We start from the raw sequence: 13280 nt of genomic DNA, 5'->3' as shown, positions 1-13280 counted from the left end.
TCGCATGACTTTCTATTACTGGTAGTTTGTTCATGTACTTCCTTTTTATTCGACTATTTTTTCTCAAGAAGAAAGAAAGAATATAAAGACAAACTTTACACTCTTTTACAATGGATAAACAGTGGGTTTACGTTTAAATGATAACTTTAGAAATGTCAAAGATAATTACATAAAGGAGCGGGTACATTGATATGAAGAAAAAATTAGCAGGTATTACACTGGCAGGAGCAGTAGCATTGGCCTCGTTTGGTGTAGGAAACTCACTTATTCAAACGGAAGCACAAGTGGAGCATAAGTCAGCTAAGAAACCTAAAAATGTCATTATGATGGTAATGGACGGAACGAGTTCAAATGCTACTACACTCGCAAGATGGTACAAAGGAAAACCGTTACACATGGATCAGCTAATGGCCGGGGGAGTACGGGCATATTCGGCAGAATCTGCTATTACCGATTCCGCTCCGGCAGCTACTGCTTTAGCAACAGGAAATAAATCAAATTCAGGCTATGTAGGCGTGTTGCCTTCGGTAGTAAATACGCCTGGGGTTAAATCCGTAGAAAAAGAAGATCAATTTCGTCCGGTAGCAAACATTCTAGAAGGAGCAAAACTTTCAGGGCGCGCGACAGGAATCGTGGCTACTTCTGAAATCCAGCATGCCACACCAGCTGGTTTTTCAGCTCATAACTATAGCCGTGATGATTTTCAAACGCTAGCAGAGCAGCAAGTATATCAAAACATGGATGTAGTACTTGGAGGAGGTAAGCAGTCTCTTCTTCCAGGAGCAGAAGAAAAAAGCCGGAAAGACGGTGAAAACTTAGTCAATGTATTGAACAAAAGAGGATATGACTTTGTAGAAAACAAAAAAGAATTAGAGCAGTCACGCGCCAAAAAAATCTGGGGGAGCTTCGCTGACCGAGACTTGGCGTATGATATGGACCGCCCACAGACAAAAGCAGAACAGCCGAAGTTGTCCGAGATGACAAATAAAGCAATAACAACACTATCAAAAGATAAAGACGGGTTTTTCTTATTTGTTGAAGGAAGCAAAACGGATTGGGCAGCTCATGCGAATGATCCAGTAGGAATGATTAGCGATGTACTAGCGTTTGATGAAGCAGTGGGCAAAGCAGTAGAGTTCGCTAAAAAAGATGGAAATACGATGGTTATTGCGATTGCCGATCACGGAAACAGCGGCCTTTCAATTGGTAATGCAAATACAACAAAAGGATATGATACCACACCTGTTTCTGCGTATATTGATCCATTAAAAAAAGCAAAAATGACGTTAGAAGGTGCTACGTCTAAATTAAAAGAAGATTTATCAAACAAAGAAGAAGTAGCTGCTTTGTATGGGTTATCAAATCTAACTTCAGAGGAAAAAGCGCAGCTGGCTAAAGCAAGAGATAAAAAAGAAATCAGTGCTACACTATCCAAGTTATTAGCCAACCGAGCAAACCTTGGATTCACAACGGGCGGCCATACGGGTGAGGATGTATTTCTGTATTCGTACGGCGTAAATCGACCAACGGGGCACTTTGATAATACGGATATTGCCAAACATATGGCTAAATCAATGAATATTAACTTAAATGAGTTAACGAATAAATTATTTATTGAAGCAAATAAAGCTTTTAAAGGCTCAAAGGTAGCGGTTGACTCAAAAGACAAAAACAACCCTGTGCTGGTTGTTACAAACGATAAGCGAACGGTGCGTTTTCCAGTAAATAAAAATATTGCTATTGTAAACGGAAAAGAAATTCAAATGGACAGCGTGGTGGTACAAGATAAAAAGAATCGCTTTTTTGTACCGAAACAAGCACAGCAAATCGTCACAAAAAACAAATAAAAATTTTATTAAAAACGGGCTGAAAGTGAATCTTTCAGTCCATTTTTTTACAAGAAGCAAAGGGAGGGTGCATCTATTCTATATTAAGTAAATGAACAGGGTACTTTGCTTTATTGATATAAGGGTCTATAGACTTATAAAAATGGTAATTTTAATAGTCTTAATGCATGTTATTTACTGGATGTGGTGATATAATAGTCATAGTTCAAAATGTAACTAGTCCAGAATACATATGTAAGTTGGTCGCTTTGTATGCTAAAATTTTTATAGTAAATCCAATAAAATAAATACCTACACTTTTTGGATAAATTTCGTGAATAAATAGACTATACATATTGCGAATGTAATTAATTACCTTTATTGAAAAGTAAAAAAACGAATAAAAGTATGGGTGAAAGAGCGTAGAACATGTTTTAATAGTAAGAGAAAACAAAATGATTGAAAAAAGCGTGTCGCCTTTATTGAAAATGTTAAATAAAGATTTTGGCATGCTGATTTACAGATTATAAAAAGGGTATTAAATCATTGTTAGGAAAATAAATGATAATAGATAAACGGTTTTTATGTCTTCTTCTAGAAAACCTACAATTATTGCAATATTCCCCATGAACAATCGTTGTGCGTTCCATTAACGATTAGCGTCCGTGTAGATCATTCATCTCAACATAAAAACACTATAACTATGTGTAGACATGCATAAAACAGAATGGGCAATAGTTCGTACTATACTTTAACATTGTATCCTAGGGGGAGTCAGGATGAACAAAATTAACTTAATTATTGCCGATGATAACGAAGATTCGGTTGAAATTTTAGATTATTTTATAGAACAGCTTCCGGAATTTGAAGTAATTAGCACCTGCAAAGACGGAGAGCAGCTTGTACAGGAAGTGATGGCTAAGAGTCCAGACCTTTTGCTCGTAGACATTAATATGCCTACGATTAACGGTGTAGATGCCATAAAAAAGTGCCTGCGCATTAAGCCGAATTTAAATTTCATTTTTATCACCGGTTATGATGAATTTGCTGTGAAGGCATTTGAGCTGTCAGCACTGGATTACATTGTAAAACCGATTGAAAAAACCAGACTTTATATGGCGTTAGAGCGCGCAAAAAACTCCATTGGAATTGATAAAAATCAGTCAAAAAAGCCAGGTGAGCAATTAAAAAGACTGCCTGTAAAATTTAATGGTTCTACTTATTACATTCCAATTGATCAAATTATTTTTATCGAGAAATCCGGAAAAAAATGCTTGATTTATACTCAATCACGTGTCTATGAGACATATGAAAATATTAGTGATATCTATATGTATTTGAACCCTTCTGTATTTAGTCAAACACACCGGTCTTATATCGTGAATTTACAGAAAGTTTCGCACATCACACCAAAAAACGAAACATATCTTGTTTATTTCTTAGAAATTGATGAATATGCTCATATCTCAAAATTAAAAATCCAAGACGTTCAAAAACAGCTGCATCAGTTAATGACGAATTAAAAGATGCTGCTGCTTCTAAAATAGCTATGTTGATGAAAGGACGAAGCTTATGTAAGTTTCGTCTATTTCATGTGTCTGCTTTCGGAATAAATGATCGTAATATAATTCTTATGAGGAGAGTTAGATAGAAGAAGTAACGTTAAAGTGAAAGGAAAGAAAATGATTTCAATTACTGGTCACTATAATGAATTTACCGTATTTCTTGCTGTCATTGTAGGGATTCTTGCCTCTTATACAGCACTTGATATTATGAGCAAAATGATGAAAAAGAAGCGGAACAATTATTTGTGGCTCACACTGTCAGCAACTTCAATGGGGCTTGGGGTGGGGGCGATGCATTATATTGCGATGCTTGCTTATTATGTTCCTGTTAGCTTTCATTTTGATGCTGTACTTTCTGTCCTTGCTTTAATAACAGCAATTAGCGGATCATTAGTTGCGTTTTGGACATTCTGGAAATGGCGCACGTCGGTATGGTCAGGGCTTATTTTAGGAAGCAGCATTCTGGGTACGCATTATATTGCAATGACAGCAATCGAAACAGAAGCACACATTCATTATGCCGTGCTATCTGTTTTGCTTTCCATCATCATCGCCCTGGTCGTTGCATTTTATGCGATGCACTTGTTTTTTCGTTCGAAAAGCGTGAAAGCTAATCCGTTTCTTAAACTTGTTAGCTCTATTTTGCTGGGTATTGGAATTTCAGCTATGCATTTCATCAGTATGTATGGAATGAAGCTGCATATTGCACATTCAGTTGCTAGAAGGTGGGGCCAGTGGCTGCCGTATCAAGCGCCATTTTCCAATATTATTGCAAGCATCACAATTACGCTACTCATTGTCTTCCTGCTCGTTGCTGCTTTTAAGCGTCAGGAAGAAGTGAGGGAAAGTCAATTAAAAGAAGAGTATTATCAATCTCTTTTTAACTACAACCCTAACATTGTGTGTGCAGTTGATTTGTACGGCAATATTCAAACGATTAATCCAAAAGGAATCGAGCTAACAGGATACACGTTGAATAAAATGGAGACAATCCTGTTTCCTTCTATGTTCAGAGAAGCTGAAAAAGCTGAAGAATATATGTGGAAATCCCTGAGCGGAGACTCTGTATATTATGAGGCAACGCTGATTCGAAAAGATAATCAGCCTGTATACGTTGAAGTAACGCAAATGCCCATTATTGTTCATGATCAAATTAAAGGCAGTTACGTCATCGCCAAAGATGTGACAGATCGAAAAATGGCTCAACAGCAGCTTTTGGATTTGCAAAAAGATTTAAAACGCACGCTTTCACAGCAAGATGGTACTATTTTTAAATTTGTGAAGAACAGTAAAGGATATGTCTATACGATGTGCGAAGGCAAAATGATTCGTGAAATGGGATATGAGGAAACAGATGTTGTCGGAAAAACATCTGATGAATTTTTACCTGAATCCTACGCAAGAGATAATAGGAGTTATTATGATAAAGCATGGGCGGGAGAGAAAGTGTCGTATGAAATACTTTTGAACGACTTTGCTTACTATACGAAGTTAACGCCTCATATCTACAAAGGAGAAGTACAAGAAGTTATTGGTTCTATAGTAGATATTACTGATCTTCACGAAGCAAGAGAAAAGCTGGCTAAAAGTGAAAGCATGTATCGATCCGTTCTTTCTACAATGTCAGAAGGGGTGGTGTTTCATGACCTTGAAGGTAACTTAATTGCTGCCAATGCATACGCTGCTAAGATTCTAAACGTGCCTTATGACCAAATGTTATCGGTTAACCCGTTTGGTTTAGACTGGGAAATTATTCATCCTGATGGCACAGCTTTTGCACTCGAAGATATTCCATCTGTCCGCTGTCTTCATACAAAAGAGCCTGTGCGAAATACAGTCATGGGCATTTATTTAAATGAGAAAAAGTTGACTTGGCTTTCGGTGAATGCTGAACCTCTTCAAGAAAGCAAATATTATAAAGGCGTAGTTGTCACATTTTATGATATTACAAAGCAGCAGGAACAAGAACAAGACCTGCTTCATTCCAATCAGCAAATGATTATAGCCAAAGAAGAAGCTGAAAAAGCAAATCAAGCTAAGTCAGAATTTTTATCAAAGGTAAGTCATGAACTTCGAACGCCTTTGAACAGTATTTTAGGTTATGCACAAATATTGGAAGAGCAAGGGGAAAAAGATTTAACAGAAAAACAATTGAATCGTATACGAAAAATTTTAAAAGCAGGTAATCATCTTCTTTATTTAATAAATGAAACGCTTGATTTATCGAAGATTGAATCAGGTCACTTAGCGATTAACCTTGAACCAGTGTCGGTAAAAGAAGCAATTGAAGACGCACTTAAAATTATGAAACCATTAGCAAAAGATAAGCATAGTATATTTTATACTCGCTTTCACGCATACCAAGAAGTCTTTGTTGAAGTAGATGAACTTCGGTTTCAGCAGATCTTATTAAATCTGCTTACAAACGCCATTAAATATTCGCCCGCTTATCGCAATATCACTATCTATACTGAGATCACTCAGCATCACGTCACCATATTGATTAAAGATAGGGGCTTTGGAATTCCAGCTTCAGAATTAAATCGGATTTTTGAACCTTTCTACCGTGTAAATAGACTAGAAAAAGACGGAACAGGAATTGGGTTGGCGCTTGTAAAGCAGCTTGTTGTATTAATGAATGGTACGTGCGGAGTGCGAAGTGAAGAAGGAAAAGGCAGTACATTTTGGGTTCGTTTTCCCTTAGTACATTCACCTGTTCCTAAACAATTATCTGATGAAGGAGAAGCCGAGCCGTTTTTGGGTTTTTCCATGCCGATTTCAATTGTGTATATTGAGGATAACGATACAAATATTGAGCTTATGCAATCGATTCTTTCTCCATATAAAAACGTTGAGCTCCTAGTTGCCAAAACAGGAGAAAACGGCATCGGGCTGATCAGGTCCATTTTACCAGATATGATCTTAATTGATATTGATCTGCCTGATATGAATGGTTTTGAGGTATGCACACAGCTTCAGCTGGAAAAAGAGTTGAAGCATATTCCGCGAGTCGCCTTGAGTGCAAGCGCGATGCAAAGCGATATCGATCAAGCTTTTTTAGTCGGTTTTAGTGAATACGTAACAAAGCCTATTCATATTGTAACGTTTTTGAATGTATTAAAAAGCTTAACAAAAGCTTAACAAAAGTTTAGAAGGCTTTTAATTGACTTATTAGTGGACCTTTTGTAAAATAAAAACAACTTAATACATTTACTTCTTAAGGAGTAAAGGGGAGTAGCGTCAGGGAAACCTGAAACAAAGTCGTCATTACATGGAGCATTCCATCGGCTTTGTTGGCATAATGATTATGCTTAGCAAGACCTTTGCCATATTTGGCAAAGGTCTTTTTGTGTTTTATTCCGGTAATGAGAATAAATAAACTTATACAAGAAACGAGAGGGGATTTTTATGGATGCATCGCTTTTGTTAGAGTATGGATGGGTATTGCTAGTGCTGGTTGCATTAGAAGGGATTTTGGCGGCGGATAATGCTCTTGTGATGGCTATTATGGTCAAACATTTACCAGAAGAAAAACGCAAGAAGGCATTATTTTACGGACTAGCCGGTGCCTTTATTTTTAGATTTGGTTCGTTGTTCTTAATTTCATTTTTAGTCGACGTATGGCAGCTTCAAGCTATAGGAGCCATTTACTTATTGTTCATTTCCATTAATCATATTGTGAAGCGATATGTAAAAAAAGATGATCATGAAAAAGTGAAAGAAGCAGACGGGAAAAAGGGCTCAAGTTTCTGGATGACGGTTTTAAAAGTAGAAATAGCAGACATTGCTTTTGCCGTTGATTCAATTTTGGCCGCTGTGGCTCTCGCCGTTACGTTGCCAACAACAAATCTTCCTCAAATTGGCGGACTCGATGGCGGACAATTCTTGGTGATCTTCGCCGGAGGAATTATGGGATTAATTATTATGCGTTTTGCTGCAACTTGGTTCGTCAAACTATTAAATACGCGCCCGGGGCTAGAAACGGCAGCTTTTGCTATCGTAGGCTGGGTAGGGGTTAAGCTAGCAGTTTACACTCTTGCTCATCCGGAGTTAGGTATTATTAGTGAACACTTTCCTGAATCAAAAGTATGGAAAATTACGTTTTGGGTTGTGTTACTTGGCATAGCAGCTTCAGGCTGGTTTCTATCTAAAAACAAAGAACAAACTGATCTTGAAGGCTCAGAGAAAGAAAAAGATTCATTAAAGAAAATTGAAAATCAATAATACAAAAAAACGCGCCTTCAATGTCAATTGAAGGCGCGTTTTCTATATTGAGATAAAATACCTAGTTTAGATTGTTTAGATAAAGGGTAAAAGAACTAACTGCTGTTTAATTATTTTATATCCGAATGTTTTGCTTTTTCGTTCATATTCTGTAGAGAACAGAAGCAGCCGTGAGTAATTCAGTTCAATGAAGTTTATTTCAGTTTATAAACATATATTTCAAATGTATGTTAATTGGTAAAATTGAGCTATTATGGGTTATAATAAAGGGAAATTAAAAGGAGCATAGCGCTTCTCAACCCTGTTTGTCATCAAAAGAATGGATATTAACATGGTATAAAGCAACTGAGTATAGTAAAAGAGGTGAAGCCAATGCTCACAAAAGTTCAAACGCCTCCATCGCTTGAAACGCTTGTACTGACGATTCAGCAAGGGGATAAACAATTACATAACGAAATGATTCAACAATATAAACCGTTTATTGCTAAAGTTGTTTCAGCTGTATGTAAACGTTATATAAGTGAAGCTGACGATGAATTTAGCATTGGTCTGATTGCATTTAATGAAGCCATTGAAAACTACACAATCCAAAAAGGACGATCTCTTCTTGCATTTGCGGAACTTATTATTAAAAGAAGAGTCATCGACTATATTCGAAAAGAAAAGAGAAATCAAACGCTGCTCTATAGCCGAATTGAAAATGAAGGTTTTATTCAAGGTAAGGTAGAGAGGGATATATCGCTTTCTAACTATAAAAAGCAAAGTGAAACTTCATGTATTCAAGAGGAAATGACTTATTTTTGTCAAGCGTTAAAATTGTTTAAATTAACTCTTGAAGACATTATCAACACGTCTCCTAAACATAAGGATGCAAGGGGAAATGCAGTCGAAGTTGCATCATTTATCGTCAATGAAAAAGAATTAAAAGATAAGCTGTTTTTAAAGCGGCAGCTTCCTATTCGCTTGATTGAAAAACATGTCAAAGTGAGCCGGAAAACAATTGAAAGAAACCGTAAATATATTATCGCGATGGTTATTATATTAGCGGGGGACTACGTGTATTTAAAAGATTATATTATGTAAGAAAAAGGCACACGCAGGTGCCTTTTTTTAGCCATGTTATGAAGTTATGTTTTATTTTTGTGTGCTGCCGCTTAAGTGAGCTTGAGCTTGTTGCACCAAGCGTTTTGTGATTTCTCCGCCTACTGAACCGTTGCTGCGTGCAGCAGTGTCAGAACCTAGAGTTACCCCAAATTCTTGAGCGATTTCATATTTATATTGATCTAAAAATTGTTCTACGCCTGGTGTTAATAGTTTATTTGTTCTAGCCATGATTAGTCATCTCCTTTTTTAGTGGTACAGCAGTTCACTGCTGTATCTGTATTATTTGTTGTTTCCTATTTTGCATACTGGTAATGGTTTGCAAGAAAGTATAAAAAAGCCCAGCTTTCAAAGAAGCTGGGCTTTTTTATATATTATTTTACAACTGCATATTGCTCAAGAGACTGAGCAAATGACTTTTGAAGAGATTTTACTTGTTCTACGTATGCATCAGATACGTGTTGGAATTCTTGGCGCGTTTTCTTTTGCTCTTCTACTAATTGTGTTACTACTTGATGATATTGTTCTTGAGCTTGCTTTACTAAAGAATAGCTTGATTTGCTTTGGTTAAGAGAAAGCTCTTGTAATTTATTTAATGCTTCATGCGTGCGGTTTGTCCATTCTTCATAAGAATCGGCAACAGCGTTTCCAGCTGTTTTACGTAAGTTTTCAACTGTTTTTTGTTGAAGATCTTCTAATTCAGCTTTCCATTGTTTGTCTGTTGCTTGAAGTTGTTCAACTGCTTTTGTTACAAATTCTTGCTGTTGCTCAAGTGCTTTTAACGTCCATTGCTCAATTTGTTTGTTTCCGTCTGCAATGTTTTGTAACCCCTTTGTCCATTGTTCCCACATTGCATCAATTACTGTATCATACTTTACTGTTGACATAATCAAATTCCTCCTTGAATAATTTGGTCTGGCGAACAGTTATCGTAATGAACAAAACGTTAAAGAAGAAATTCGTAGTTGTGTGATAAACCTAACATTCCGCGCTCGCTGGTTGACCGTGAAATTTAACATTATATTAGGAAACGCAGATGTACTGCGTGAATCCCTTTAATCGTTTTCTTCCTCTTTTGATTCTTTTGACTTTTTAGAAGAAGAAGAGCTAAAAGGGAACAACATGTCGGTATACATGTGAAAAAATGAATCTAACATGTTTTGATACTGTTCAAGTGAATTAGCCCACATGCTTAAATATTGTTCGCCGGCATCTGTTAATGAATAAATCCGGCGTGCAGGTCCTTCAGCTGACGTATCCCATTGCGATGTAATCAAGTTGTCTTTTTCAAGCTGTCTCAGCGTGCGGTAGACATTTCCCTGATCAACTGATGTGAATCCAAAGCTCATTAGTTGCTGAATGAGCTTGTAACCATGTAGATTCCAACCTCTCAAACTTAAAAGAAGAAAAGGAACCATCAAGTTTTTTGGTGCACCGCTAATCGATTTTTCTAAGTTGTTTGAATTAGAGGTGTTATCTTTTTCACTTGATCCCAAGGTAATCACCCCTTCGAAAAAAGAGAATTTGTTTTCCATATGTGTAATTTACACCTAGATGAAAAAATTGTCAACACTTTAAAACAGGTCTTTCAAATACAGGAAAAAAGAACGATTTTTTGGATTTCGACAAAAAGCGTCAAAAAAATTCAAAAATAAACAAAGATTTAGAATTGTTTATTTTGGAAAACGTATTTATAATAGTACATGTAGGTAATTTTTATAACATTTATAATTTGTTGGTAAGTGAATTGTGAAAAGATTTACATTATCCAATAAATAAACGCAAAATTGGTTGCGTTTACTTAGAGCTTCTAATATGTCGCTTGTCACATTAAGTGTCCATATTGAAAGCCATCACTTTTAACGTACACAAGAAAGGAGATGGAGTTTTGGAACAGCAAAAAGTATTTGATCCGTTTCAAGCATGGAAAGACGTATATGACAAAACCGAATCTTACTGGGGTAAAGTTATTGGGGACAATATGAATCGTGAAGAATTTTCCCAGCTCATGGGAAATGTGCTAAATATGAACCTTCAATATCAACAAGCAGTAAATGAAGTAACGGGGCGCTATCTGCACCAAGTAAATGTACCCACAAAAGAAGATGTAGCAAACGTTGCGTCATTAGTTATCAATGTGGAAGAAAAAGTAGAATTATTAGAAGAGCAATTTGACGATCGTTTTGATGAACTAGAAGCACAGCAAGAAAGTGCATCTGCTTTGAAAAAAGACGTCACTAAGCTGAAATCTGATGTCAAATCGTTAGACAAAAAACTCGACAAAGTTTTGTCTCTTCTTGAAGGGCAGCAAAAAACACAAGACGAGTTAAAAGAAACTATTCAAAAACAAATTAAAACTCAAGGTGAGCAGCTTCAGGCTCAGCTTTTAGAAAAACAAGAAAAATTAGCTGAAAAGCCAAAGGCAGAAGATAAATCTGAAGCAAAACCGTCAAACGCTCAAAAAACTGAGCAGCCGGCTCGCAAGTAAGGTATAGGGGATTTTATAACAACATTAACTGCTGTATTTACAGTAAAAATCATCGCTGAAGAAGCAAGGGGGAAATTTTTCATGACAACATTACAAGGTAAAGTAGCAATCGTAACAGGCGGATCTAAAGGTATCGGGGCAGCAATTACACGTGAGCTTGCTTCTAATGGAGTAAAAGTAGCAGTAAACTATAACAGCAGTAAAGAATCTGCAGAAGCAATTGTCAAAGAAATTAAAGACAACGGCGGAGAAGCTATTGCGGTTCAAGCTGACGTGTCTTATGTAGATCAAGCAAAACACCTAATCGAAGAAACAAAAGCTGCGTTTGGTCAATTAGACATTCTAGTAAACAATGCTGGAATTACGCGCGACCGTTCATTCAAGAAGTTAGGTGAAGAAGATTGGAAAAAAGTAATTGATGTAAACTTACATAGCGTATACAACACAACATCAGCTGCGCTAACGCACCTTTTAGAATCTGAAGGCGGTCGTGTTATCAATATTTCATCAATTATTGGTCAAGCGGGCGGATTTGGTCAAACAAACTACTCAGCTGCTAAAGCAGGTATGCTAGGATTCACTAAATCATTAGCTCTTGAATTAGCTAAGTCAGGCGTAACAGTTAATGCAATTTGCCCAGGATTTATTGAAACGGAAATGGTAATGGCAATGCCAGAAGAAGTTCGTGCAAAAGTTGTAGCAAAAATCCCAACTCGTCGCTTAGGCCACGCTGAAGAAATTGCACGCGGAGTGGTTTACTTAGCAAAAGACGGCGCGTACATTACAGGACAACAGTTAAACATTAACGGCGGCTTATACATGTAATAGATGCTGGCCCTGACTTTTGTCGGGGCTGTGCTTGTTAACTAACTACTAATGAAATGAAAGGGTGTGTATATTCGTGGCAATTCCTTACGTGCAAGAGTGGGAAAAATTAATCAAATCAATGCCAAGTGAATATAAAAGTTCTGCAAGACGTTTTAAGCGTGCATATGAAATTATGACAACAGAAGCGGAACCGGAAGTTGGATTAACACCAAAAGAGGTTATTTGGAAAAAGAATAAAGCGAAATTATATCGCTATACGCCAGTAAAAGATAACCTGCATAAAACACCAATTTTACTCGTATATGCACTGATCAATAAACCGTATATTTTAGATTTAACGCCTGGAAACAGCCTTGTTGAATACTTATTAAATCGCGGTTTTGACGTGTATTTACTTGACTGGGGAACTCCTGGGCTTGAAGACAGCAATATGAAGCTAGATGATTATATTGTGGATTATATTCCAAAAGCGGCGAAAAAGGTGCTCCGCACTTCTAAATCTCCTGAGTTGTCTGTTCTTGGTTACTGCATGGGCGGAACCATGACATCTATTTTTGCTGCATTAAATGAAGACTTGCCGATTAAAAACTTAATTTTTATGACAAGTCCATTTGATTTCTCGGATACAGGTTTATACGGGGCATTCCTAGACGATCGCTACTTTAATTTAGATAAAGCAGTAGATACATTTGGAAATATCCCTCCAGAGATGATTGACTTTGGAAACAAGATGTTAAAGCCAATCACGAATTTCTACGGTCCATATGTAACATTGGTGGACCGTTCGGAAAATCAGCGTTTTGTTGAAAGCTGGAAGCTCATGCAAAAGTGGGTGGCTGACGGCATCCCATTTGCTGGTGAAGCTTATCGTCAGTGGATTCGTGACTTCTATCAACAAAACAAATTAATCAATGGTGAACTTGAAGTTCGCGGACGCAAAGTAGATTTGAAAAATATTAAAGCTAATATTTTAAACATTGCTGCTAGCCGTGATCATATTGCGATGCCGCATCAAGTGGCAGCTTTAATGGACGCTGTTTCAAGTGAAGATAAAGAGTATAAATTGTTGCAAACAGGTCACGTATCTGTTGTATTTGGTCCAAAAGCAGTGAAGGAAACATATCCTTCAATCGGCGATTGGCTAGAAAAACGCTCTAAATAAAATAAAGACGAGGCTGGGACAAAAGTATTTTAGCCTAAGTGAAAAACGAACCACTGATATTAGTGGTTCGTTTTTTTGTGTAAGCA

General features: G+C 36.9%; 11 protein-coding genes and 1 riboswitch. Of the genes, 8 read left to right on the top strand and 3 right to left on the bottom strand.

Annotation, left to right across the window (positions count from 1 at the left end):
• The first annotated feature begins 191 nt into the window (after nucleotides 1-191).
• From AC2YJL_RS17785 to sigI, 5 genes are all read left to right on the top strand, one after another.
• On the top strand, nucleotides 192-1847 hold the full coding sequence (locus AC2YJL_RS17785) for an alkaline phosphatase (protein WP_487374820.1): 1656 nt from the start codon (nucleotides 192-194) through the stop codon (nucleotides 1845-1847).
• A gap of 758 nt (nucleotides 1848-2605) precedes the next feature.
• Nucleotides 2606-3349 carry a LytR/AlgR family response regulator transcription factor gene (locus tag AC2YJL_RS17780; RefSeq protein ID WP_028407869.1) on the top strand — a complete coding sequence of 248 codons (744 nt, stop codon included), beginning with the start codon at nucleotides 2606-2608 and terminating at the stop codon, nucleotides 3347-3349.
• 159 nt (nucleotides 3350-3508) lie between these two features.
• Complete coding sequence (locus AC2YJL_RS17775) at nucleotides 3509-6532, top strand: PAS domain S-box protein (RefSeq protein WP_487374819.1); 3024 nt, start codon at nucleotides 3509-3511, stop codon at nucleotides 6530-6532.
• A 76-nt stretch (nucleotides 6533-6608) separates the two neighbouring features.
• A riboswitch (yybP-ykoY riboswitch) is annotated at nucleotides 6609-6704 on the top strand.
• Between the two features lie 95 nt (nucleotides 6705-6799).
• Nucleotides 6800-7615, top strand: coding sequence for a TerC family protein (locus tag AC2YJL_RS17770; protein WP_230932038.1), 816 nt, complete (start codon nucleotides 6800-6802; stop codon nucleotides 7613-7615).
• A gap of 372 nt (nucleotides 7616-7987) precedes the next feature.
• A complete protein-coding gene (sigI, locus tag AC2YJL_RS17765) occupies nucleotides 7988-8698 on the top strand; it encodes an RNA polymerase sigma factor SigI (protein WP_230932039.1) in 711 nt (236 codons plus the stop codon).
• A gap of 51 nt (nucleotides 8699-8749) precedes the next feature.
• On the opposite strand, the gene AC2YJL_RS17760 is transcribed toward sigI, so the two are convergent.
• From AC2YJL_RS17760 to phaQ, 3 genes are all read right to left on the bottom strand, one after another.
• Nucleotides 8750-8947, bottom strand: coding sequence for an alpha/beta-type small acid-soluble spore protein (locus tag AC2YJL_RS17760; RefSeq protein ID WP_013055933.1), 198 nt, complete (start codon nucleotides 8945-8947; stop codon nucleotides 8750-8752).
• A gap of 143 nt (nucleotides 8948-9090) precedes the next feature.
• Entirely contained in the window at nucleotides 9091-9603 is a 513-nt protein-coding gene (gene phaP / locus AC2YJL_RS17755) for a polyhydroxyalkanoic acid inclusion protein PhaP (protein WP_014461097.1), read from the bottom strand.
• Between the two features lie 168 nt (nucleotides 9604-9771).
• Nucleotides 9772-10251: a poly-beta-hydroxybutyrate-responsive repressor gene (gene phaQ / locus AC2YJL_RS17750; RefSeq protein WP_013082201.1), complete on the bottom strand. Its 480-nt coding sequence runs from the start codon at nucleotides 10249-10251 to the stop codon at nucleotides 9772-9774.
• Between the two features lie 353 nt (nucleotides 10252-10604).
• On the opposite strand from phaQ, the gene phaR reads away from it, so the two are divergent.
• The 3 genes from phaR to AC2YJL_RS17735 all read left to right on the top strand — a co-directional run bounded on the left by phaR (nucleotide 10605) and on the right by AC2YJL_RS17735 (nucleotide 13194).
• Nucleotides 10605-11204, top strand: a complete 600-nt coding sequence (phaR, locus tag AC2YJL_RS17745; RefSeq protein WP_251567561.1) for a polyhydroxyalkanoic acid synthase subunit PhaR — start codon at nucleotides 10605-10607, stop codon at nucleotides 11202-11204.
• 81 nt (nucleotides 11205-11285) lie between these two features.
• Nucleotides 11286-12029, top strand: a complete 744-nt coding sequence (gene phbB, locus AC2YJL_RS17740; RefSeq protein WP_014461095.1) for an acetoacetyl-CoA reductase — start codon at nucleotides 11286-11288, stop codon at nucleotides 12027-12029.
• Nucleotides 12030-12105: 76 nt separating this feature from the next.
• A complete protein-coding gene (locus AC2YJL_RS17735) occupies nucleotides 12106-13194 on the top strand; it encodes a class III poly(R)-hydroxyalkanoic acid synthase subunit PhaC (protein ID WP_028407874.1) in 1089 nt (362 codons plus the stop codon).
• Nucleotides 13195-13280: the final 86 nt, after the last annotated feature.

The sequence above is a fragment of the Priestia sp. SRI_019 genome, from assembly GCF_057586255.1.
Note: the sequence above shows the minus strand (reverse complement) of the source record. Positions and strands in the feature narration are given on the sequence as shown.

Coding starts and splice junctions, on each gene's coding strand:
- AC2YJL_RS17785 (WP_487374820.1), top strand. CDS start 192: ATGAAGAAAAAATTAGCAGGTATTACACTGGCAGGAGCAGTAGCATTG.
- AC2YJL_RS17780 (WP_028407869.1), top strand. CDS start 2,606: ATGAACAAAATTAACTTAATTATTGCCGATGATAACGAAGATTCGGTT.
- AC2YJL_RS17775 (WP_487374819.1), top strand. CDS start 3,509: ATGATTTCAATTACTGGTCACTATAATGAATTTACCGTATTTCTTGCT.
- AC2YJL_RS17770 (WP_230932038.1), top strand. CDS start 6,800: ATGGATGCATCGCTTTTGTTAGAGTATGGATGGGTATTGCTAGTGCTG.
- sigI (WP_230932039.1), top strand. CDS start 7,988: ATGCTCACAAAAGTTCAAACGCCTCCATCGCTTGAAACGCTTGTACTG.
- AC2YJL_RS17760 (WP_013055933.1), bottom strand. CDS start 8,947: ATGGCTAGAACAAATAAACTATTAACACCAGGCGTAGAACAATTTTTA.
- phaP (WP_014461097.1), bottom strand. CDS start 9,603: ATGTCAACAGTAAAGTATGATACAGTAATTGATGCAATGTGGGAACAA.
- phaQ (WP_013082201.1), bottom strand. CDS start 10,251: ATGGAAAACAAATTCTCTTTTTTCGAAGGGGTGATTACCTTGGGATCA.
- phbB (WP_014461095.1), top strand. CDS start 11,286: ATGACAACATTACAAGGTAAAGTAGCAATCGTAACAGGCGGATCTAAA.